Origin of the sequence: Microbacterium sp. UBA1097 (assembly GCF_002313585.1) — a bacterium.
Lineage (GTDB): Bacteria > Actinomycetota > Actinomycetes > Actinomycetales > Microbacteriaceae > Microbacterium.
The window spans coordinates 43,959-65,695 of record NZ_DCBW01000008.1 but is presented as its reverse complement, the minus strand read 5'-3'; the positions used below and the strand labels follow the sequence as shown (position 1 = coordinate 65,695).

General features: G+C 69.2%; 21 protein-coding genes, 3 tRNA genes and 2 pseudogenes. 12 read left to right on the top strand and 14 right to left on the bottom strand.

Translation table 11 applies throughout. The features are described 5' to 3' along the window. Positions 1-121: 121 nt before the first annotated feature. A complete protein-coding gene (hpt, locus tag B4F19_RS01695) occupies positions 122-673 on the bottom strand; it encodes a hypoxanthine phosphoribosyltransferase (RefSeq protein ID WP_228177483.1) in 552 nt (183 codons plus the stop codon). Between the two features lie 22 nt (positions 674-695). Next, positions 696-1,691, bottom strand: coding sequence for a tRNA lysidine(34) synthetase TilS (gene tilS, locus B4F19_RS01690; protein ID WP_292732443.1), 996 nt, complete (start codon positions 1,689-1,691; stop codon positions 696-698). A gap of 334 nt (positions 1,692-2,025) precedes the next feature. Between tilS and ppa the strand changes: the two genes are divergently transcribed. After that, a complete protein-coding gene (gene ppa, locus B4F19_RS01685; RefSeq protein WP_228177485.1) occupies positions 2,026-2,559 on the top strand; it encodes an inorganic diphosphatase in 534 nt (177 codons plus the stop codon). 69 nt (positions 2,560-2,628) lie between these two features. Here the strand turns inward: ppa and B4F19_RS01680 are convergent, their stop codons facing one another. After that, positions 2,629-3,963: a peptidoglycan DD-metalloendopeptidase family protein gene (locus tag B4F19_RS01680; RefSeq protein WP_374197996.1), complete on the bottom strand. Its 1,335-nt coding sequence runs from the start codon at positions 3,961-3,963 to the stop codon at positions 2,629-2,631. 92 nt (positions 3,964-4,055) lie between these two features. Next, on the bottom strand, positions 4,056-5,807 hold the full coding sequence (locus tag B4F19_RS01675; RefSeq protein ID WP_292732441.1) for a CocE/NonD family hydrolase: 1,752 nt from the start codon (positions 5,805-5,807) through the stop codon (positions 4,056-4,058). Between the two features lie 175 nt (positions 5,808-5,982). Here B4F19_RS01675 and B4F19_RS01670 point away from each other — a divergent pair. From B4F19_RS01670 to B4F19_RS01660, 3 genes are all read left to right on the top strand, one after another. Next, positions 5,983-6,055: transfer RNA gene (locus B4F19_RS01670), tRNA-Glu, on the top strand. 20 nt (positions 6,056-6,075) lie between these two features. Next, positions 6,076-6,149: transfer RNA gene (locus B4F19_RS01665), tRNA-Asp, on the top strand. 69 nt (positions 6,150-6,218) lie between these two features. Beyond that, positions 6,219-6,291, top strand: a tRNA-Phe gene (locus B4F19_RS01660). Positions 6,292-6,759: 468 nt separating this feature from the next. On the opposite strand, the gene B4F19_RS01650 is transcribed toward B4F19_RS01660, so the two are convergent. From B4F19_RS01650 to mftR, 8 genes and pseudogenes are all read right to left on the bottom strand, one after another. Then, positions 6,760-7,608 (bottom strand): vWA domain-containing protein, encoded by an 849-nt coding sequence (locus B4F19_RS01650; RefSeq protein ID WP_292728155.1) that lies wholly within the window; start codon positions 7,606-7,608, stop codon positions 6,760-6,762. 74 nt (positions 7,609-7,682) lie between these two features. Then, positions 7,683-8,696 carry an AAA family ATPase gene (locus B4F19_RS01645; protein WP_292728153.1) on the bottom strand — a complete coding sequence of 338 codons (1,014 nt, stop codon included), beginning with the start codon at positions 8,694-8,696 and terminating at the stop codon, positions 7,683-7,685. A gap of 1 nt (position 8,697) precedes the next feature. Further along, complete coding sequence (locus tag B4F19_RS01640) at positions 8,698-9,813, bottom strand: NDMA-dependent alcohol dehydrogenase (protein WP_292728151.1); 1,116 nt, start codon at positions 9,811-9,813, stop codon at positions 8,698-8,700. 521 nt (positions 9,814-10,334) lie between these two features. Further along, positions 10,335-11,804 (bottom strand): multicopper oxidase family protein, encoded by a 1,470-nt coding sequence (locus tag B4F19_RS01630; protein WP_292728149.1) that lies wholly within the window; start codon positions 11,802-11,804, stop codon positions 10,335-10,337. Then, positions 11,801-12,073 (bottom strand): SHOCT domain-containing protein, encoded by a 273-nt coding sequence (locus B4F19_RS01625; protein ID WP_292728147.1) that lies wholly within the window; start codon positions 12,071-12,073, stop codon positions 11,801-11,803. Before B4F19_RS01625 ends, B4F19_RS01630 begins: the two co-directional genes overlap by 4 nt. Before the next feature lie 860 nt (positions 12,074-12,933). Further along, positions 12,934-13,104: pseudogene (locus B4F19_RS15835) on the bottom strand (glutamine synthetase); the annotation flags it as partial. A gap of 91 nt (positions 13,105-13,195) precedes the next feature. Further along, positions 13,196-13,273: pseudogene (locus B4F19_RS15775) on the bottom strand (hypothetical protein); the annotation flags it as partial. 11 nt (positions 13,274-13,284) lie between these two features. Continuing rightward, positions 13,285-13,923 (bottom strand): mycofactocin system transcriptional regulator, encoded by a 639-nt coding sequence (gene mftR / locus B4F19_RS01610; RefSeq protein ID WP_292728145.1) that lies wholly within the window; start codon positions 13,921-13,923, stop codon positions 13,285-13,287. A 126-nt stretch (positions 13,924-14,049) separates the two neighbouring features. Between mftR and mftA the strand changes: the two genes are divergently transcribed. The 8 genes from mftA to B4F19_RS01570 all read left to right on the top strand — a co-directional run bounded on the left by mftA (position 14,050) and on the right by B4F19_RS01570 (position 20,322). Then, positions 14,050-14,148: a mycofactocin precursor MftA gene (gene mftA / locus B4F19_RS01605; protein ID WP_292728143.1), complete on the top strand. Its 99-nt coding sequence runs from the start codon at positions 14,050-14,052 to the stop codon at positions 14,146-14,148. A 5-nt stretch (positions 14,149-14,153) separates the two neighbouring features. Further along, positions 14,154-14,420 carry a mycofactocin biosynthesis chaperone MftB gene (gene mftB / locus B4F19_RS01600; RefSeq protein WP_292728141.1) on the top strand — a complete coding sequence of 89 codons (267 nt, stop codon included), beginning with the start codon at positions 14,154-14,156 and terminating at the stop codon, positions 14,418-14,420. Beyond that, entirely contained in the window at positions 14,417-15,697 is a 1,281-nt protein-coding gene (mftC, locus tag B4F19_RS01595; RefSeq protein WP_292728139.1) for a mycofactocin radical SAM maturase, read from the top strand. The genes mftB and mftC overlap by 4 nt, the downstream gene beginning before the upstream one ends. 95 nt (positions 15,698-15,792) lie before the next feature. After that, positions 15,793-16,653, top strand: coding sequence for a mycofactocin-coupled SDR family oxidoreductase (locus B4F19_RS01590; protein ID WP_292732439.1), 861 nt, complete (start codon positions 15,793-15,795; stop codon positions 16,651-16,653). A 31-nt stretch (positions 16,654-16,684) separates the two neighbouring features. After that, entirely contained in the window at positions 16,685-17,512 is an 828-nt protein-coding gene (locus B4F19_RS01585; RefSeq protein WP_292728135.1) for a mycofactocin-coupled SDR family oxidoreductase, read from the top strand. A gap of 16 nt (positions 17,513-17,528) precedes the next feature. Beyond that, on the top strand, positions 17,529-18,467 hold the full coding sequence (locus B4F19_RS01580) for an AAA family ATPase (protein WP_292728133.1): 939 nt from the start codon (positions 17,529-17,531) through the stop codon (positions 18,465-18,467). 117 nt (positions 18,468-18,584) lie between these two features. Beyond that, complete coding sequence (locus tag B4F19_RS01575; protein WP_292728131.1) at positions 18,585-19,451, top strand: vWA domain-containing protein; 867 nt, start codon at positions 18,585-18,587, stop codon at positions 19,449-19,451. Positions 19,452-20,013: 562 nt separating this feature from the next. Continuing rightward, positions 20,014-20,322, top strand: a complete 309-nt coding sequence (locus B4F19_RS01570; protein WP_292728129.1) for a hypothetical protein — start codon at positions 20,014-20,016, stop codon at positions 20,320-20,322. A 34-nt stretch (positions 20,323-20,356) separates the two neighbouring features. Here B4F19_RS01570 and B4F19_RS01565 read toward each other — a convergent pair whose 3' ends face one another. Next, positions 20,357-20,869, bottom strand: a complete 513-nt coding sequence (locus B4F19_RS01565) for a glycine cleavage system protein R (protein ID WP_292728127.1) — start codon at positions 20,867-20,869, stop codon at positions 20,357-20,359. A gap of 9 nt (positions 20,870-20,878) precedes the next feature. Then, entirely contained in the window at positions 20,879-21,277 is a 399-nt protein-coding gene (locus B4F19_RS01560; RefSeq protein ID WP_292732437.1) for a (deoxy)nucleoside triphosphate pyrophosphohydrolase, read from the bottom strand. Positions 21,278-21,737: the final 460 nt, after the last annotated feature.

Here is a 21,737-nt window from a genome sequence, read left to right as displayed (position 1 = left end):
ACCCGGTCCCTCCGTCGTTCAGGCGCCGATCCGCGCGGGAACGCAGAAACGGTGCAGACAGGGTATCGCGGGGTTGCTATGCCACGACTGAGCATTCGCCCACGGCGTACCCCGAAAGGCCTCAGCTGTAGACGTGAGGCGCAAGGATCGCGACGTCGCGCAGGTTCCGGTACTTCTCGGCGTAGTCGAGCCCGTAGCCGACGACGAACTCGTTCGGGATATCGAAACCGATGTACCGGCAGTCGACCTCAACCTTGGCGGCATCCGGTTTGCGGAACAGCGCGAAGACCTCGACGGATGCCGCACCCCGCGACGCGAAGTTGGTCAGAAGCCAGCTGAGAGTGAGGCCCGAGTCGATGATGTCCTCGACGATGAGCACGTGCTTGCCGTGCAGATCGGTGTCGAGATCCTTGCGGATCTGGACCACGCCGCTCGATCGGGTACCGGTGCCGTACGAGGAGACGGCCATCCAGTCCATCGTCATGTGCGTCGGCAGTGCGCGAGCGAAGTCAGCCATCACCATGACCGCGCCCTTGAGTACGCCGACGAGCAGAAGCTCCTTGCCCTCGTAGTCAGCCGTGACTTGGGCCGCGATCTCGTCGAGCTTCGCGCGGATCTGCTCCTCCGTCACGAGTACTCGGGTGATGTCGGACTGAACCTCCTCGGCACGCATGCATCCGAGCATAGGCCGACCACTAGCGCGCGGTGAACTCGATCCGGCCGTTGACCCGGGCTGCGCGGCATCCGGGCAGATCGATCGGGCCCTGCCCGCGCCAGTCGGTCACCAGGCGGGCGACATCGAGGGTCTGCGAGCGCGTGAGACTCTGCCCGAACTCAGCGGCAACGACATGGCGGATGAGGCGATGCCGCAAAGCCGCCGGATTGGCAGCGAGCGCCCCGACCGAGAGCGAGATGCCTGCTTCGGCGTGCTCGACGACATCTTCGATGATCTCGTCGATCATCTCCGCAAAGGCCTCCGCGTCCTCGCGCAACTGCGCCGCCGTGCGCGCGAGCGCTTCGGCCACCCCCGGGCCGAGCTCGCGTTCGAGGGTCGGCAGCACCGTTTCACGAACCCGAACCCGGGTGTACCGTGGGTCGGCATTGTGGGGGTCGAGCCACGGGTCCAGGCCTTGCGCGGCGCACGCAGCATGTGTCGTGGCGCGCCGAATCTCGAGCAGGGGGCGCAGGATGCGGCATCCGTCCTCGCGCTCGGCCACCGGAGCCATTCCTTGCAGGCTTGTTGCGCCGGAACCGCGGGCAAGCCCGAGTAGCACCGTCTCTGCCTGATCGTCGAGGGTGTGGCCGACCAGAATGGCCGCCGCGCCGACCTCCCGGGCGAGGGCATCGAGCGCTTCGTATCGCGCGTCCCGTGCTGCGGCCTCGGGTCCGCCGCCCGCGCGCACGACAGCCCTGACGACCCGGGCGGACAGGCCGAGGCTCTCTGCCGTGGCCGCGGCGGTCGCAGCGATCTCGGCCGACCCGTCCTGCAGACCGTGGTCGACGGTGACGGCGACGCCCCTGATCCCGCGCTTCGGTGCTTCGAAAGCCGTTGCCGCCGCGAGGGCCAGGGAATCCGCCCCGCCCGACAGCGCCACGATGACCGTTGCGCCCTCGGGAAGAGCCTGGAGGGCAGCTCGCACCGCCCGCCGCACCTCTGCGACGGCCGAATCCAGGCCCGGTCGAACGTCCACGCCGCCACGCTACCGGCCATCCGCCGTCGCTAACTCCTGCAGTTCCCCTGCCATCCACCTCGCCAACATGCGGAACGGCCAATATTGCAGGAGTTACGGTCGCAGACGGCGCGGATCGGCGGTCCGGTGTACGAGTCGGCGGCCTTGCCTCCGCCGCCCGCCGGCTGTGGCTAACTCCTCACATCCGCGCCGCCGCCCCGACCCAACGGCCCGATCGGGCGCAAGCCGTGCCGGATTAGAGGAGTTACCGACGCCGCAGGCACGGGCTCGGGCGGACGAACCCGGCGCACTAGGCTGGTCGGCGGCATCCGTCATCGACAAAGGAGCACAGAGCATGGGCGCGTACGACGCCGTCATCGAGATCCCGCGTGGCAGCCGCGTGAAGTACGAGGTCGACCACGGCACCGGCCGCGTCTTCCTCGACCGCATCCTCTATACCGTCTTCGGTTACCCCGCGAACTACGGCTTCTTCGAGAACACCCTCGGCGAGGACGGCGACCCGCTCGACGTCCTGATCCTGCTCGACCGCGACCTCTACCCCGGCATCCTCGCCAAGGTCCGCCCGGTCGGCGTGCTGAAGATGAGCGATGAGGCAGGCGGCGACGACAAGGTCGTGGCTGTCCTCGCGAAAGACCCGCGGTGGGACCACATCCAGGATGTCGCCGACATCCCCGACTACACGAAGAAAGAGATCGCGCACTTCTTCGAGCACTACAAGGACCTGGAGCCCGGCAAGTGGGTCAAGGTCGACGACTGGGCGGATGCCGCCGAGGCCGAGCGCCTGATCACCGAGGCCGCCGAGCGCTTCGACGCCCACGAGGGCGAGACCCGCACGCAGGGTGAGGGCGAAGCCCCCAACACGCTCTGAGCTCATCACGCGAGCCGCGGTATCCGTCACGGATGCCGCGGCTTCGTGTTTCTCGGGTGGCGGGCCGGCCTAGAAGTAGACGCCGCGGGCTGCCATGAAACCGGACGGGTTGACGGCTGCGCCGTTCACGTAGGTCTCGAAGTGCAGATTGCAGCCGAAGGAGTTTCCGGTGTTTCCGGTGGCAGCGATCGCCTGGCCGGCGCCGACCCACTGGCCGTACCCCACCCAGAAGCCGCCGTCGACGATGTGCGCGTAGCCGGTGCCGATGCCGCCGCCGTGGTCGATCTTGATGTAGTTGCCGTAGCCGCCGTTTCGTCCGACGTAGACCACGCGACCGGCGCCAGCGGCGTAGATCGCTGCGCCGCATCCGGGAGCGAAGTCGTAGCCATAGTGGAAGCTCGAGGAGCAATAGTTCGCGTTGCACACGCTCGAGCGACGTCCATAGCCCGAGGACACGTACCCGGATGACGGGCGGGCCCATCCGCCGCCGGTGACAGCACCACCGTTGCCGCCGCCGTTGGCAGCCTGCTCGCGAGCGATTCGTTCGGCCTCTTCGCGGGCCTTGCGCTCCCGCTCTTCGCGAGCCTTACGTTCTGCTTCCACACCGGCCTGGTAACCGGCGACGGTCTTCGCGGTCTCATCCTTGAGCGCCGCCAGCTGGGCTTGCAGGTTGCCGAGGTGGGTCGTCTGGTTGTCGAGGGCGACCTGCGCTGCCGCGGCAGCCTCTTGGGCCGCGATCATCTTCTGCTCGGCCTCTTGCTGCAGCTTGTCGCGCTCATTGCGCGCCTGCACTGCCTGATCGCTGTAGCTCTGCGCGGCATCCCGGGCCGTGACGGCGTCTTCGTACACCGTCTGGTTGCGCTCGAGGAGCTTGTCCATCGTTCCCAGGCGCGCGAGCAGTTCGTCTGCCCCGACCGCGGATCCCGAGAAGAACAACTGCATCGCGGTGTCGTCGCCGCCGTCGCGGTAGAGCTGCGCGGCGACGCGCCCAGCCTTCTGTGCGGCTTCATCCGCTGCTGCGGCCTGCTCATCAGCCTGCGCCTGCAGGTCATCGGCGCGCTTGGCGGCGTCGAAGTACGCCTGCTGCGCGACATAGAACTCGTCCGAGAGCCGCTGCGCTTCGGCCTGCGTACGCTCGACCTCGGCCGTGAGGCTTTGAATCAGCCCCTCGATGCGGGTGACCTCACGCGACTTGGCGGCTTCGTTCGCCTTCGCGTTCTGGACGTCGTCCCAGCTGGGATATGACTCAGCGAAGGCGGGAGCGAGGCTGAAGGCCGAGGCGCCACCGAACAGGAGGAGTCCGCCGGCAACGCCGATCCCCAGGGCGGAGCGGCGCGAGAGCGCGCGAAGCTCCCGGGGCGTAGGCGCGCAGCCGCACTCCTCAGCGCTCGATTCGAGCTCCACCAGTTCCTCCTGTCACACAGAACGTATTCACACTAACAACATCAGTCACACAAACAACAGGTTTCGCAGCCGAAGTCGCGTTCGGCATCCGGTCACGGCGCCTTCTCGAGCCATGGCTCGCCGGGCGACCCAGTCGGGTGTCGATGCCCGAGCAGCAGGGATGACGGATGCTCCGGACCGGTGTGGATGATCGCCGTACCGCCCCGACGGCGCACGTACCCGGCGGGGAAGCTCCCCGTGACGGGGTTGCGGCTGTGCACCCAACGGCCGCGGACGACGAGTCTCAGCTCCTCGCCCGCGCGGAACCGCGTGGCGTGCTCGCGCAGCTCGATATCGACCGGGATGACCTCGCCCGGGCGAATCGGCACTCGACGCTCGAAGGTGTGGACGGGATGCAGGTCGGTCGTGAGGTCCGGGTCGAGATCGCGGAACCCCACACGCTGCCAGCCATACGACATCCAGGCGCGATCGAAACCGTACGACCCTTCGAACGGCACGACAGCACCCTCCGCTATCTTGCGGACGCCGACGAACAGTGTGAGATCGTCGGCCGCCCGCGCTGAAACGTGCAGGCGCAGCGACATGGGGCCGATGACGTCGAGGGCTTCGGGGATGCGCCACGTCCATTCGAGGCCCGGGCCGTTCATCGCGAAGCCGGTCTGCACCGTCACGCGTGAGGGGCCGTCGCCAAGGCAACCGTCCATGCCGTCGAGGAACAGGCGGCGCATGCGCAGGTCTGCGGGCGGCCACTCGGACTCCGCGGTGACGGCGACCGGGGTCGGTCCGCTTTCGTACACGGCCAGGCGCACCGGGGGAAGTGCGTCCCAGCCGTTGTCGAGGTCGCGGAGGGTGTGATCGAAGAAGCGGGCACGGATGCTGGCGGCATCCGTGCTGTAGTACGTGGCCCACTTGCCGCCGCGATGGGTGTAGAGCCAGCGGCGGGGGCGCTCGGGACGCGCCTGACCCGCCCGTCGGAAGACTTCGAAGGAGCCGCGAGTGTGGAGGTTGTGGTCCGAGAAGCTGCCACACACGAGCACGGGAACGCCGATGCGGTCGATGTCGGGGGTGCGGTCGCGGTACCACTGGTCGCGCGTGGTGTGCCGTGCGAGCTCCCGGCGCAGCGGCGGCGGTGCGACCCGAGCCGCGCGGGCGGTGAGGGTCGACCACAGCACCGCGAACCCGTTCTCACGGATGCCGCCGGGCCACGCGAAGTCGCGGTAGAGGTCGCTGAAGCCCTCCCACGGGCAGATCGCAGCAAGCTGCTCGGGCGCCCGGGCCGCGACCGCGTACTGCGAGAGTGCGAGGTAGGAGACGCCGTCGAGCCCGACCTTGCCGGTGGACCAGGGTTGCGTTCCTGCCCACGCGATGAGGTCTTCGTAGTCGTCTGCCTCCTGCGCCTCGAACAGATGCGCCTGTCCCTCGGAGGTGCCGCCGCCCCGAGCATCCGCGTTCACGACGGCGTAGCCGCGCGGCACCCAGAAGGCGGGGTCCGGCGCCTCCCACCCGGTCCACGCCGAGATCCCGACCCGGTCGGGCTGCGGCATGATCCGGTACTGCGGATTCAGCGCGCGGCCGCTGCGCGAGCGCCCAGGCACGGCGTCCTTCCCGTACGGATGCGCCGACATAATGACCGGCACCGGCTCATCGCCGCGCGGCCGGAACACATTGACGCGCAGCACGGTTCCATCGCGCATCGTGACCGGGACGTCGCGCTCGAGAATCCAGTCGGGTTCGGCCGTGGCGACATCCACACGCGGCTTCGCGAACAGACGGATGCGGCGTGCGACGCGACCGAGAAACCACGCGGGCGAGTGGCGAAATCTTTGCGGGGGTGGCACCGGCACGGGCCCGACGCTACCGCCGCCGCGGTCGCGCCGGGGGCAGACCCGCGCGGGAGGCTGCAGGTCGGCATCCGTGTGTCGCACCGTCGATTGGCGGATCTCTCAGGTATTGCGTATGCTTGACCGTCGGTAAGCGTGAGCCCCCGGAGTCCTTTTCGAAGGATGCTGGAGTTCATCCGGCCCCATCGTTTAGCGGCCTAGGACGCCGCCCTTTCACGGCGGTAGCACGGGTTCGAATCCCGTTGGGGTCACCCTACAATTGAATAAGCATGGCCCTGTAGCGCAGTTGGTTAGCGTGCCGCCCTGTCACGGCGGAGGTCGCGGGTTCAAGTCCCGTCAGGGTCGCTCCGAAAGCGACGGGCCCTTTTTCGGAAGGGCTCTTCGTATAGGACACGGCAACTTCGGCTGCCGTGCGGCTCTGTAGCTCAGTTGGTAGAGCGCACGACTGAAAATCGTGAGGTCACGGGATCGACGCCCGTCGGAGCCACAAGAACCGTCGTTACAACGGTCCCGGAACCCTCCGTTGATTCGTTTCAGGTATTTGGCGAGGGCGTTGAGGATGTCTTCGGCGGTCTTGGTCGAGATGAATGGCTTCGGGTTCTCGTTCCACGCTGTGACCCATTCCCCGAGGTCTTTCTCAAGCGATTGCACGCTGCGGTGGTCCGAGTGTTGCAGCAGATCGCGGGTGAGTTCGGCGAAGAGCCGCTGGATCTGGTTGGACCAGGATGAGTATGTCGGCGTGAAGTGCGTGTGGAACCGGGGGTGCTTTTCCACCCAGGCTTCACCGTGGGGTGCTTCACTGTTTCGTCCTGCACGTTCATCGCCGCGAACAGGCTCGTCGTCCCGTACCGGACACAGTCAGGCGTGCGCCGCTCCGGCACTTCCGGCATTATCTGGGACGCGCTGTGCGCGAGCCGCTTCGACAAGCATCGGCCATTCGTCTGGTCTCCGACGGTCAGGGCCAGATTGCGGCGATCGCCGCAGGGATGGAGTGCGGGCCGGTAACCTCGGCGTAGCGCGCCCCGACCGTCCGCGCGAGCGAACTGGCCTGCGCACCGGTCTCGTCACCGCCGACCGGTGCGAGAACGAGCAGTTCGTCCACGGCACGAGCCGCCGCGACCGGGTCGTCGCCGGCCGTGGCTCGGCCGTCGGAGAGCAGAAGCGTGATCCGCCGTGGTGCCGCCGACTCGTTCAGCTGCGTCACGGCCGCGCGAAGCGCCGCCGCCAGATCGGTACGACCGTGCCCGCGCAACGCGAGCAGGTCCGCAACGACCCTCTCGGCGCCCATCGGCTGCCGTTGCGCCTTCAGTGTGCGAACACCCGATCCGAAGGCGATGACGCTGTAGTCGTCCGCGGCGCGCAGGGCGACGGCGGCGGCGGCGACGGCTGCCGTCGCCATGCGTTCGCCGCCCATCGAACCCGAACGGTCGATGACGAGGGCGACCGCCGTCGCAGGCCGGATCCAGCCCGGTCCGCGCAGATCCTCGGCATCGAGCGCGCGGCCGGCGATAGCCGCCGGCAGCAGCGCGTCCATGCTCTCGTCGACGTCGATGTCCACCCCCGGCTGCCACCGCATGGAACCGATCCGGCCGACCCCCGGCCGAGGAACCCCGCGCCGTGAGGCGGCGCGGAGCATGATGCGGCCAGCGATCGCCCTCGCCCGCCGGCGCAGCCGTTCGTCGGTCGCCCCGCTCATCTCGGCCAGGAGGGTGAGGGCGGCATCCGGATCCCGGCGCTCCAGATCGTTCAGGGCCTGCTCGTCCAGCACCCCCACCTGCGGGGACACCTCCTGGAAGCCGGGCAACGACTGAAGCAGATGGCGTCCCGTCGTCGTGGGAGGGACGTCCGCCGAACCCGGCTGCTGCCGGGCGCCGGGGTTCAGTGGGGCTCGGGGGGCGCCGGACGGTCGCGCCCGGTCGCCCCGACCGCTTTTCCCGGCTCCTCCGGGGGGTCGGTGGTGGCCGGCGGATCGTAGACGAGGTGCCAGAGCTCGGTGATGATCTCCTCGGCGCTGCGCTCGCCGCCCTCGTGCACCCGGATACGGCCGGTGAGAGCGGCGAGCGCAGCGTCCAGGCCCACGCCGGGGTCGGACGTTGGAACGTCGCGCAGGCGCGCGAGCCGGTCCGCGACGAGCACCATGTCGATCGCGCCTCGCACGGACGAGCCGATGCGGATCTCCGGATGGTCCCGGGTCGCGCGCACGAGCGCGACCACCCGGTCCAACCCGGGGATGTCGAGCACGCGGCCGCCGCCGGGCGCGGAGCACACCGCGCGCGCCACCACGAGCTCTTCGTCGGGAGCGCTCTGATAATCCATCCGGATGCGGCAGGTCCGGTCGTACACCGCCGCCGAGATCCGCGCGGTGCCGACCGCGTCGAACGGGTTCATCGCGGCCACCAGCGCGAACCCGGGCGCGGCGCGGACCAGACCCAGCCGCGGAACGTGCAGTTCGCCCTCGCTCATCACGGTGATGAGCACGTTGATGGTCTCCTCCGGCACCCGGTTCAGCTCCTCGAGGTAGAGGAGTTCCCCGCCCCGCAACGCCTGGACGAGCGGGCCGTCGAGGAAGTTCTCGTCCCGATACCCTTCGGCGAGCACCCTGCTGGGGTCGTGGCTTCCGACCAGGCGTCCGGGAGTCAGTTCCGCGCTTCCCTCCACGAACACCAGCCCGACTCCGGCGGCGTCGGCGAGGGTGCGCAGCAGGGTGGATTTGCCGGTGCCGGGCGGACCCTCGAGCATCACGTGTCGGCCCGCGGCGAGCGCCGCCAGCAGCACCTCGGTCTCGGATCGTCGGCCGACGACCGCCTCATCGAAGGCGGCCAACGTTGCCCGTCCGAGGATCGCCGCGACCCCGGAGACCGGAGCTGCGGCGATCGCGTCGGTCGAGGTCACGTCAGTTGTAGACGATCACACCGCGGATGTTCTTGCCGTCGCGCATGTCCTGGTACCCCTGGTTGATATCCTCCAGGCTGTACGTGCGCGTGACGAGTTCGTTCAGCTTCAGCTGGCCGTTCTGGTACAGACTCAGCAGACGGGGGATGTCGGCGCGCGGGTTCGCGGCGCCGAACAGGGACCCCTGCACCCGCTTCTGCGAGAGGGTCAGATCGAACAGGGACATGTTCACCGACATGTCGGCGGCGCGGCCGAGGCCGGTGACCACCGCGATGCCGTTCTTGGTGGTCAGCGCCATGATCCCCGCCATGAGTGCGCCCTCTACCACCCCGGCGGTGTAGATGACCTTGTCGGCCATGACGCCGCGGGTGATCTGCTGCACGAGAGGCATCGCCTCCTCGATGCTGGCGGCGGTGTGGGTGGCGCCCAGGGACTGCGCGTTCTCCCGCTTGAACTCGACCGGGTCCACGGCGACGATGTACTTCGCGCCCGCGATCCGGGCCCCTTGCACCGCGTTGGAGCCGATCCCGCCGACGCCGACGACGACGACGGTGTCGCCGGGCTGTACCTCGGCGCTGTTGACCGCCGACCCCCATCCGGTGGTCACCCCGCACCCGACCAGGGCGGCAACCTCCAGCGGGATGTCGTCGTCGATCTTCACGGCCGAGGCCTCGTTCACAACCGTGTACGGGGCGAACGTGCCGACCATGCACACGATCCGTGCGTCTTCCCCGTTCACGTGGTGGCGGGCGGTGTTGTCGGTGATCTGCAGACCATCCAGGAGGCCGGCGCCGAGGTCGCAGAGGTTCTGGTGCCCGGTGGAGCACATCTTGCACCGACCGCAGGCGGGGATGAAGCTCAGCACCACGTGGTCGCCGACCTTCAGGCTCTCCACGCCCGGCCCGACCTTCTCGACCACTCCCGCGCCCTCGTGTCCGCCGATGTACGGATAGGCGGGCACCGGCATGTCGCCGGTGACGATGTGCTCGTCCGAGTGGCACAAGCCGGATGCGGCGAGCTTGACGAGCACCTCGCCGTGCTTCGGGTCGTCCAGCTCGAGCTCTTCGATCTTCCAATCCTGACCGACGCCCCAGTTGACGGCTGCCTTGGTCTTCATCGCATATCTCCCTCGATACGTCGCTTCGTGCCGCGCACGCGGTCCGTCTCGGGCACCTGGCCGCGCGCGACCCCGCCCTGGCGGACGGGACACCCCCACGCTATTCCGGCTCGCCGCCGATGGCAATGGGCTGCTGGTCCACATCACTGAGTTAGGCAAAGACCTCCGGGACGATGACTGAAGGTCGTCAACGGTCGGACGCGTGCCGGCTCGCTGCAGGATGCCGATGCGGCACCACCTCGACCAGGCCGCCGGCCTGCCGGCGCGTGAGCCCAGGCCCGTCCGCTACGGGAACCGGATCAACAAGTGGTCCGGCGTACACGGGCGAGCTGCGTCATCTGGCCGCGACGGAGCATGTTGTGCACCTGCACGATCTGCTGCGGCGGCGAACGCTGTCGGTTTCCGGGCCGGTGAGAGGATCGCTCGCGAGGCGGCGGCCGTCGTCGCGGACGTGCTCGGATGGGATGAGACGCGCACTGCCCGGGGGCGCAGCGGGTGCTCCGGCACACAGCGCCCGCTCGTCACGCGACCTCGACCACTCCCATCATGCCCAGGTCCTCGTGATCGAGGATGTGGCAGTGGTAGACGGTGCGTGCCGGCAGCCGGTCGAACGCGATCCGCACCGTGACGGCACCGCCCGCCGGAACGTCCACGACGTCCCGCACGTCGATCCCAGACACCTCGCCGCGGCCGTCCCGGATGACCTGCATGGGCCACACATGCAGATGGAACGGATGCGCCATCGGCGAAGTGTTCACGATCGTCCACTCCTCGACAGCGCCGAGGCGGACGGACTGGTCCACTCGTTCTGGATCGAACCCGCGCCCGTCGATGAGGAACCGCATCCCGGCACCGCCCCCCATGCCCATGCTCATGGTGAGGGTGCGCCGCCCCGCGACCTCCCGGCCGCGCAGATCCGGGATGCCGTCGGACGCGGTCGGAGCGATAGCGGCGACGCGGGCCCGGGGATCGGGTGCGACCGTGAGCACCACCGCCTCGGGTGAGATGGCGGAGGCGCCGCCCATCATGCCCATGCCGGCCCGGCCCCGGTCGTAGGCCGCGGCCACCATCGCGACGGGCGCGGCGGGAGTGGTGAGCACCAAGTCGGCACGGTTGCCCGGGGTGAGCAGGAGGCGATCGACCGGCGCCTCGGGGCGGCGACCGGAGTCGATGCCGCGCAGTCTGGCGCCGAGGCCCGACAGCCTCAGGTCCAGGTACCGGCTGGAGCAGGCGTTGACGATCAGCACCCGCTGCTCGGATCCGGCCGGGCCGGTCAGATCGGGGGCGACGCGCCCGTTCGTCAGCAGCATGGCGCCGGTGCGACCCGTCATCCGGTCCATGGGCGAGACCTGCGCAACCGATCCGCCGTCGAAGGTCACGTCGGAGACGACCGCGACTCGCGGCGGCATCCGTGACCAGTCCTCGTCGTCGACGACGATCGCCCCGTACAGTCCGGCGAACAGCTGGTCGGCGACCATTCCGTGGTGGTGCGGGTGGTACCAGAACACACCGGGCGGGTGGTCGGCGGGCAGGACGAACTCGTAGTCGAAGGACTCGCCCGGCCCGACGCGCACGAAGGGGTTGTCACCGGATCCCGCCGCCGACACCATCAGGCCGTGGGTGTGGAGGTTCGTGGGGTCGGCGAGCGCATTGCGCAGCCGCACCCGGAACCGATCGCCGGGACGCAGGTGGATGGTGGGGCCGGGCACCGTGCCGTTGTAGGCCAGCATCGTCGCCGTCGCGCCGCCCACGACGATGTCGGCGGGCGCGGCGGTCAGGTCAAGCTCGAGCGCCCCCGCGGAGGAGGCGACCACCGATGGCTCGTTCCAGCCTTGCCCGCCGGCGCCCTCCGTGCCGGTCGGATTCGGCGCTAGCGCGGGTGATTCGGACTGCAGCGCGGATAGTCCGGCTCCAGTGGCTCCGATCACGAGGACGCCAGCACCGATGGCTCCGAGTGTCAGCGCCTGCCGACGGGTGATGTCGCCGCTCATCCGTCGCTCAGAGCGCGCATCCGCTCCGTGAACTCGTCAACGTCGATCTCACCGCGAGCGAGCCTCTCCTCCAGGATGCGCCGCGCAGCCTCCCCGCCCGCCGGCGTTCCCGATTGCGGGCCGGCGGGGGTGGGCGGCGCACCGGTTGCGTCCGGCGAGCGGGTGCCGACGCGGATGGCGACGTAGATCAGGAGCGCGAACCCCACGAGGACGAGCACCACCCACAGCCAGCCCAATCCGAGTCCCATACCGTAGCCCGGCCACATCATGCAAACCACCTCCGTTGGACGACACGCTACCGCGCGCACCTATGGAGCGCACCGGGCACCCAGCTCGAGTGAGCGCGCATCAGTGATGCGTCCTCGATCGCATCACTGCTGCTAGCATCACGTCATGAGGGCCAGGATCCGTCTGGACGCCGAAGTCGCGGCCGCAACACAGCGCCTCTGCCAGAGCGGCAGGTCGGGCTCGGCGAGGCGACCAGCGAACTTGACCGCGCCGGACTCGCTCGCGGCGCCGAGACCAAGCGGTTCCGTCAACCCACCGCGAACATCGGCCTGACGACCGATGTCACCGAAGTGGTGGACGCCCTCGAGCTACTGGACGGCCACGACGCCGACCGCTTCTCATGATCGTCGATTCGAACGTCCTGCTCTGCGCTGTCGACGAGCAGTGGCGCTTCCACCGCGCGGCGTTCACCTGGCTCGAATCCGCCCTCAACGGCGTCGAACGCGTCGGACTGCCCTGGGCATCATTGGCGGCGTTCCAGCCGATCATCATTCACCCCCGCGCCACTGCGAACCCGATGACTCCAGCGGAGGCGTGGAACTGCGTCTCGGACTGGCTGGATACGGATCGGGCATGGACCCCGCCCCGGGGCGCGTCATCGCGACATCCTCGGACATCTCCTCATCGAAGGCGACCTGCGCGGAAATCTCGTCACGCACGCGCACCTTGCCGCCCTCCCCCAAAATCCACGCCGCTTCGGGAGGTGGCCTCACGAGCCGCGCGGGAGGGCCGGCGCGACCTCTAAGTCAGCGTCGGCAGGAACGTTGCCCGCACGTCACACACGCCCTGGCGCGCCTGCCTCAGGTGGGTGGTCATGCCCACCACGGGGCGGGCAGCAGAACCGTTCGAAGCCGCGGGTCCGCTCCCAATCGGTGACCGCCGCGTCGAAGGCCCCCACCTCGGTGCGCGCCTGGTGGAGGTAGTGCGCGACGACCTCGTCGACGAAGGCCGCGCGGGCCACGTCGGAATGCTCGAACAGGTCGGCAACCTCGCGAAGCGTGGTCGGCAGAGCTCCAGTTCGCCGGGTGTCCCGGCGTCGCGGCGCGCACACTGGATCCGTCCAGGATGTCGGCGTCGAACCGGCCGTCGGCCCGACCGGCCTCCAGGAGAACCACCTCCCGGTCGGGATCCTCGCTGGCGCGGGCAGCGAGCACGGCCCCGGCGGCTCCGCCCCCGACCACCAGGATGCGGCTCACCCGCGGTCACCGCCGAAGACCGCTCCGGTGCGCCGGAAGGACTCGTCCAGAAGCGCGGTCAGGTCGGCGTCCTCCTCCCGCAGCCATCGCTCGTAGGTGGCCAGGCACACGCCCAAGCACGCCCACGCGACACTCTGCGGGCGCAGCGCGTCGGGCGCGTCGCCCGATCGGGAGGCGACGTACTCGGCGATCACCTGGCGCCATGCGGCGTAGCGCAGCGTGGAGTGCGCCACGAGCGTCGGCACGTTCAGGAGCAGCCACATCCGCTGCCGGTGGAACGGCACCTCCTCCGACGGGAACGTGTTGAAGGCGATGACCGCGCGGCGCAGCGCCTCCCGCACCGGGATGTCCGTCGGCAAGGACGCCAGGACGACGCGGAACCGCGCCAGCATGTCGTCGAACTCACCCCACGCCAGGTCGTTCTTGGACGGGAAGTACCGGAACAGGGTGCGCCGACCGATCCCGGCAGCCGCAGCGATCTCGTCGACCGTGGTGCGTTCGAAGCCCCGCTCGACGAACATCCGCAGCGCGAGATGGCTCAACTCGCCATGCGTGGTCGCCCGCGCCCGCCCGGAACGGCTGCGCGACTCACGGACGTCCGCTCCGCCGTCGCCCGTGACGGTCCCCTCGGCCACCTCGCCTCGCCTTCCGTCGATCACCAGCCCCGGTGCGATCCTCTTCCATTCGGCACTCGGTGTCATTAGTATCGGCCTCACCCGGGGATCGACCCGGGCTTCCACGTCGCTGTGAAGGAGCATGCCATGGGTCCGAACGAGGTCGTCGCAGGCGCAGAGTCGATGATCGAAGCCGATTCGCTGGTCGAAGAGGTGTCCATCGACGGCATGTGCGGCGTGTACTGATCCGCATGGACGCGCAGACCGCGTGGCGGCTGCATCCCCAGGTCTCGGTGCGGCCGGAATCGTTCGGCGCGCTGCTGTACCACTTCGGAACGCGGAAGCTGTCGTTCCTGAAGGACCGCACGTTGCTGAGCATCGTGGAGTGTCTGGACTCCAGCCCCGACGTCACGGGGGCCCTGGATGCCGCGGGCGTTCCCGACACCGAGCGACCGCGGTACCTTCGGGCCCTGGACACTCTCGCGCAGTCGCACATGATCCAGGAGAGAGTCGCATGACCCTGCTAACCCCGCCCGCTCCCGCCCGTCTGGTCGACCACTTCGAACGCGGGCTCGACGCACCGATCTGCCTGACGTGGGAGTTGACCTACGCCTGCAACCTGTCGTGCGTGCACTGCCTGTCCAGTTCCGGCCGCCGCGACCCTCGGGAGCTGTCCACCGAGGAGTGCAAGGCGGTGATCGACGAACTCGAGCGGATGCAGGTGTTCTACGTCAACATCGGCGGCGGCGAGCCCACCGTGCGACCCGACTTCTGGGAGATCGTCGACTACGCCACCAGCCACCACGTGGGGGTGAAGTTCTCAACCAACGGCGTGAAGCTGACTCCGGAGGTGGCGCGGCGACTGGCCGCCAACGACTACGTCGACGTGCAGATCTCCCTCGACGGCGCCACGGCGGACGTCAACGACGCGATCCGCGGGCCGCGCTCCTACGAGACCGCGATGACCGCGATGCAGAATCTCTCGGATGCCGGGATGCAGAACTTCAAGCTGTCGGTGGTCTGCACCCGCACGAACATCCCCCAACTGGACGAGTTCAAGGTCATCGCGGACCGGTTCGGCGCGCAGTTGCGGCTCACGCGCCTGCGGCCCTCCGGTCGCGGCGCGGACGTGTGGGACGAGTTGCATCCCACCGCCGAGCAGCAGCGCGAACTGTACGACTGGCTCGTCGCCCACGGCGACCAGGTGCTCACCGGCGACTCCTTCTTCCACCTCTCCGCGTACGGCGCACCCCTGCCCGGTCTGAACCTGTGCGGCGCCGGCCGCGTGGTGTGCCTCATCGACCCCGTCGGGGACGTGTACGCGTGTCCCTTCGCCATCCACGATGAGTTCCTGGCCGGGAACGTCCGCTCCGACGGCGGATTCGCGACCGTGTGGCGCGAGTCCGAGCTCTTCGGTCGCCTGCGGGAGCCGCAGACCGGCGGTGCCTGCGCGTCCTGCAGCTTCTATGACTCCTGCAAGGGCGGATGCATGGCGGCGAAGTTCTTCACCGGGCTACCGCTGGACGGCCCGGACCCGGAGTGCGTGCAGGGGTACGGCGCCGAACTGCTCGCTGGTCGCCCGGAGGACCACGCGGTCCCCTCCCACGCCACCGACCATTCCCACCTCACCGCCCCGCCTCGCCCCCGCTCAGGCGCAGGGCCCGTGCGCCTCACGCTCAGCCGGCGCGGTGACATCGCCGCGCCGCCCGTGAGCGCCTGCGCGGAGGACCCGCTGGCCGGGTTCACCGCGTCCGCGCTCTCGGTCGCACCCGAGACGACCGGCGCCAACCGGTAGCCGGCACAGGAGGCACTCCGACACCACCCGACCCGACCGCACCGTCCCGCCCGAGGACGGCGACGCTCGTTCCCGATCCGTTCGGGAGGTTCGGGGTGCGCGGGACCGAAGGGTCCCGAGACAACAGGAGGAAGAAAATGGCTGGGCAGCTGGAAGGCAAAGTCGCCTTCATCACCGGAGCGGCACGCGGGCAGGGACGCTCGCACGCCATCCGGCTGGCGCAGGAAGGCGCCGACATCATCGCGGTGGACATCTGCGCGCAGATCGACACCGTCCCCTACCCCATGTCGACGCCGGATGATCTGGCGGAGACCGTGCGCCAGGTCGAGGCGCTGGACCGGCGCATCCAGGCGTCCCAGGCCGACGTGCGCGACCGGCCCGCCTTGCAGGCGGCGTTCGACGCGGGCGTGGCGGCCCTGGGACCCGTGGACATCGTGCTCGCCAACGCGGGTATCTTCCCGCTCTCGGCCGCGCCGGACGCACAGGAATGGCAGGACGTGATCGACGTCAACCTCACCGGCGTCTACAACACGGTCGAGATCGCGATCCCGTCCATGGTCGACCGCGGGCAGGGCGGCGCGATCGTGCTCACCAGCTCCACCGCCGGGCTCAACGGCATCGGCGGGAACACGCCGGGCGGGCTGGGGTACACCGCCGCCAAGCACGGAGTGGTGGGCCTCATGCGCAGCTACGCGAACTACCTCGCGCCCCACAGCATCCGGGTCAACACCGTCCACCCCACAGGGGTGAACACGCCCATGGTCGTCAACGACGCGATCCAGGCGGTGATGCAGGCCGACCCCTCCATGGGTGCGGCGATGGCGAACGCGATGCCGGTCGACATGGTCGAGCCGGTGGACATCTCGAACGCGATCCTGTGGCTCGTGTCCGACGCCGCCCGATACGTCACGGGCGTCACCCTGCCGGTGGATGCCGGCTTCACCAACAAGAAGTGACGACGACGTCACAACATCGAAGGAGATGACAATGGGAAGACTGGACGGAAAGGTCGCCTTCATCACGGGGGCGGCCCGCGGGCAAGGACGCTCGCACGCGATCCGGATGGCACAGGAGGGCGCCGACATCATCGCGATCGACCTCGCGGCGCAGATCGGCACCGTGCCCTACGCCATGGCCACGCCCGCCGACCTGGACGAGACCGTCCGGCAGGTCGAGGCGCTGGACCGGCGGATCGTGGCGAGCATCGCCGACGTCCGCGACTACGACGCGGTGAAGTCGTCGCTGGACGCGGGAGTCGCCCAGCTCGGGCACCTCGACATCGTCAGCGCGAACGCCGGCATCGAGTCGTTCGCTCCCGCGGAGCAGCTCACCGACGAGCAGTTCACCGACATGCTGCAGGTGAACCTCATGGGCGTGTGGCACGCCGCCAAGGCGGCCGTGCCGCATCTGCGAGCGGCCGGCGGCGGCTCGATGATCTTCACCAGTTCCTTCGCGGGCCTTGCGCCCCTGGCGAACAATGCGCATTACACGGCGGCCAAGCACGGCGTGGTGGGCCTGATGCGGGTGATGGCGACAGAACTCGCGCCGGACAACATCCGCGTGAACACCGTGAACCCCACCATGGTCAACACCGACATGGTGCAGAACGAGTTCACGCACAAGCTGTTCCGGCCCGACCGCGAGAACCCGACGATGGAGGAGTTCGCCGAGGCGGCGGCGACCATCAACCTGCTGCCGATCCCCTGGGTGGAGCCGATCGACATCTCCAACGCCGTGCTGTGGCTGGCCTCCGACGAGGCCCGCTATGTCACCGGCATCACCCTCCCGATCGACGCGGGAGCGCTGCTGAAGTGAGAGAGGACCAGCCGCGGTGACCGGTGCGACGCCACCCGCCCTGACGGACGCGGAGGATCTCCTCGGCGCGCGCGATCGGATCGCGCGGCGGCTCGTGGGCCGCGAGCGTGAGTTGGAGCTCACGCTCGCGGCCGTCGCCGCCGGGCGCGACATCGTGCTCGAAGGACCGCCGGGCACCAGCAAGACGACGATGCTCACCGCCATCACCCAGGAGTGGGGCATCCCGCTGCTGTTCGTGGAGGGCAACGCCGACCTCACCCCGGCGAAGCTCGTGGGCCACCACAACCCCGCCCGGGTGCTCCGGGAGGACTACTCGGCCGAGAACTTCGTCCCCGGGCCTCTGGTCGAGGCGATGCAGCAGGGCGGGTTCCTCTACATCGAGGAGTTCAACCGGGCCCCCGAAGACACCCTGAACACGCTACTGACGGCGATGGCCGACCGGGCGATCACGGTGCCGCGGGTCGGCACCATCCGCGCGCTCCCCACGTTCCGGGTGATCGCGTCGATGAACCCGTACGACAACATCGGCACCACGCGGCTGTCCACGAGCGTGCACGACCGGCTGAACCGGCTCGCGGTGGACTACCAGGACGCCGAGGCGGAGGAGAGCATCGTGCGCCTGCGCACCGGCGCCACCGGAGCGCTCGGCGAACGCCTGACCGGCGACGCGGTCGCCGTCACCCGCGCGACGCGACGTCATCCCGATGTCCGCCAGGGCTCGAGCGTCCGCGGCGCGATCGACACCACACTGGTCGCCACGCGCCTCGCGCAGCTGCGCGACCTGACCGGTCCCGACGACGCGGCGTACCCGGAACTCGTGTTCGACGCGATGATCGTGGCCTTGTCGGGGCGGATCCACCTCGACGAGGCCGCCGAGACCACCCCGGAGCGGGTGCTGCGCGAGATCTGGGAGGACCGGTTCATCCTGGAGCCCCATCAGGCGGCGCCGGGGTGAAGGGACGTCGCCGCCGACTCGCCGCTGCGATCGGGCCGCACCCGGGCGACGAAGACACCCGGTGCTCCCCTGCGCCGGAACCCGAAGCAGCTCGACGAGGCACCCACCGTCTTCGACGTGTCCGGACGAGCCGGCAGCATCCTGCGCGCCTCCGGACCAGGCAAGCGCGCTGCAGCACCGGTCACGGGCTCACCCGCACCGGCCGAGACCGATGAACCGGCGACGCTCGTGAGCCTCGGCGACGAGGCCGTGGTCGTCGATCCGGCGGTCCGGGCGCGAGCGCGCCAGATCGCCGCGCGGCTGGCGGTGCGCCGCCCCCGCCGCGACGTCACCGCCCGCCGGGGCTCCGGTGCGCTTGTGAGCCTGCCCTACCGCGGCTCATCGGACGAGATCGACCTGGATCGCACCATCGAGGTGCTGGCCGAGCATCCGGTGCCGGAGGACGAGGACATCTTCGTGCGCGAACGGATGCGCACTCAGCGCTCCGTCGTGCTGCTCGTGGACGTCTCGGGGTCGATGAAAGGCGAGCGCATCCGCACCGCAGCCGCCGTCGTCGGTGCGCTGTCGGCAGAACTCGAGCACGACGCTCTCGGTGTGATCGCGTTCTGGTCGGATGCGGCGATCGTGTTGAACCTCGGGGACCCGGTCGATCCGGAGGCGCTCCTCGACGGCATCCTGCGGCTGCCCGCGCGGGGCCTGACGAACGTGGCGTTCCCGCTGGAGCTGGCCGCGACGCAACTGGCCCGGGTGCCCGCCCGGGAAGCGCGCGCGCTGCTGCTGTCGGACTGCGTGCACAACGCCGGCCCCGACCCGCGGCCGCTGGCAGCGCGGCTGCCGCGGCTGGACGTGCTGCTGGATGCCACTGGCGAGAAGGACGTCGAGCTCGGCCGCGAACTGGCGGCCCGCGGCCGCGGCAAGTGCCGGATCGTGCACGGCTACCGCGACGTCGCGCCCGCCGTGTCGGACATCTTCAGCAGCCGCTGACCCCGCCGGCCCACACTTAACATCCCAGACGAGAGAGAGGAAACCACCACCGAGTTCGTCGCGTTCGTGGACTCCGATGCGGTTGGAACCCGACTGCGTCCCGACCCTGCTGTGGCACTTCGCCGACCCGGAGCTGGCTCTCTGGCCGTGCCCCCACATGCTCGGCCTGGCACGGCGCGCCCGAACGCCGCGATCAGCTGGGGGTCCGGCACCTGCCTCGTGGTCCGCACCGCCGCTCGCCGACGGTCTGACTCGGATATGCGGGTCGGCGAGGGCGTGGAACTGGTGTGACGGCTGGTCGAGTCGGGACACCGGGTGCGCTACGAGCCGGGGGTCGTCGTCCGGAACGAGCACCGCACGCGGCTCGTGCCGTAGCCCTCCGCGACCCAGGCTCGACCCTCATCAGGTGATGGCCAACGAATCTCGACGACCGGATCCAACTCGCGACCGCCTACCGCGAACATCTCAACGCGGCTTGACATCTATAGGAGCATCAAGCCCACCGGCGAACTGAAATCCCGCGGTGAGGTGCGCCTCGCGGCGGGTCCCGTAGGCTTCGGACATGGAGGAGCCCTGGGTCGACGAGGCAGCGCGCATGCTCGAGAAGCACACCCGCGATCCGCTTGACGATGCGGTGCGCGGCACGGTTCGGGTGGTCTCGGCATCCGATCGCGTCGGTCGCGCGCGTTACCAGGCCTGCCAACTCGAGGTTGTCACAACCACCGACGGCATCCCGGAGACACGCATCAGCACCGAGGTTGTGACGAGTGCGAAGTACTGGCCCCGCGTCGGCTCGATCCTCCCGGCGCTGATCTCACCGCGCGACCCGACCCGCATCGAGATCAACTGGGACGCACTCGCTCACCAGTGACCGGCGCCCAATCGTGCGGGCGTGACCGCTCGGGTCAGCCGATGGCGATCTCGACCTGGAGTTCTGCCGCCAGCTTCTCGAGGTCTTCCTTGACCCGGGAAAGGTCTGTCCCGGCCACCGTATGCGCCAGAACGGATGCCTCGAAGATGCGTCCGCCGGCCATCGCCGCGTCCCGAACCTCGGTCGACAGGTCGTCGATGCTGAGCTCGTGCGCGGCGAGCACGGCCGACACGTCGCGAACGATTCCCGGCCGGTCATTGGCCACCAACGAGATCACGAGGGAACTGACCTGGCGGTCCGCAGCGGAGGCGCCTACTCCCGAGAGCGCCGTGACCGTGAGCGTCTCATCAAGTGCCCGCAGCGCGTCCAGTAGCGTCTGTGCAGACTCGTCAGCAACCGAGATCTCGACAACCCCGGCGAACACGCCGGCGCGTTCGGCGAGCTGGCTTCCCTCCCAGTTGCCGCCGTGGGCGCTCACGGCATCCGCGACCGCCGAGACGAGGCCAGAGCGGTCCTCTCCGGCAAGCGTGATGACGTAGCGAGGCACGCTCGCATGCTACTCCGCGGCCAGGATCCGCACAGCGGGCAGGTCGGGTTCTGACCACCAGAACTGGTTGAGGTCACCGGAGCGGACCCACCTCATCTGATCGTGATCGGTGCTCTCTGTCGGCCGCTCGCCCTCCAGTTCCGCGCGATAGCAGGCGAGGCGAATGATTCGGTCGCCGACGTGGGTGTCATCTGTCGACAGATGCCCCGTGACACGGATGCCGACCCCGAGCTCCTCCTGCACTTCTCGCACAAGGGCGTCGATCGGGGCTTCGCCCGGTTCGATCTTGCCCCCGGGGAACTCCCAGCGGCCCGGCTGACCGATGCGGGCCCCACGACGGCACACGAGGATCTCGTCACCGTCTGTGACGACAGCGGCGACAACATCGATGGTCGGGACATCATTCACGAATGCAATCCTCCCATCGCGCGTGATGGTGCGCGTCGGACGCCGCGTGGCACTCATCGTCGGCGCGGTAGCGACCCCCAATTTGACGGACACGGGGGCATCGGCGTTTCGCTGGATGGTACGCCACGCCCGCCGGGGCTGAGAGTCTCAGCATCGCCGACCGGGTCAACGGGTCGGAGCTCGTCCATTGCGACGAGCGCGAACGCACGCTGTACGGCGCCTGCACCATCCCCGAGGCCAACGCCGCCGAGGGCGCGCAAATCCCGATCCTCATGTATCACCAGTTCACCTCGAACCCCAAGGGCGAACCGGGATGGCTGCGCCTGAACTATGCGTACATCGGCAACTTCGAACAGCAGATGGCCTATATCGCCGACCAGGGCTTCTACCTGCCGACCTGGGACGAGCTGAGCGCGTTCATCGACGGTCGGCTGTTTTTGCCGAACCACTCGGTGATCGT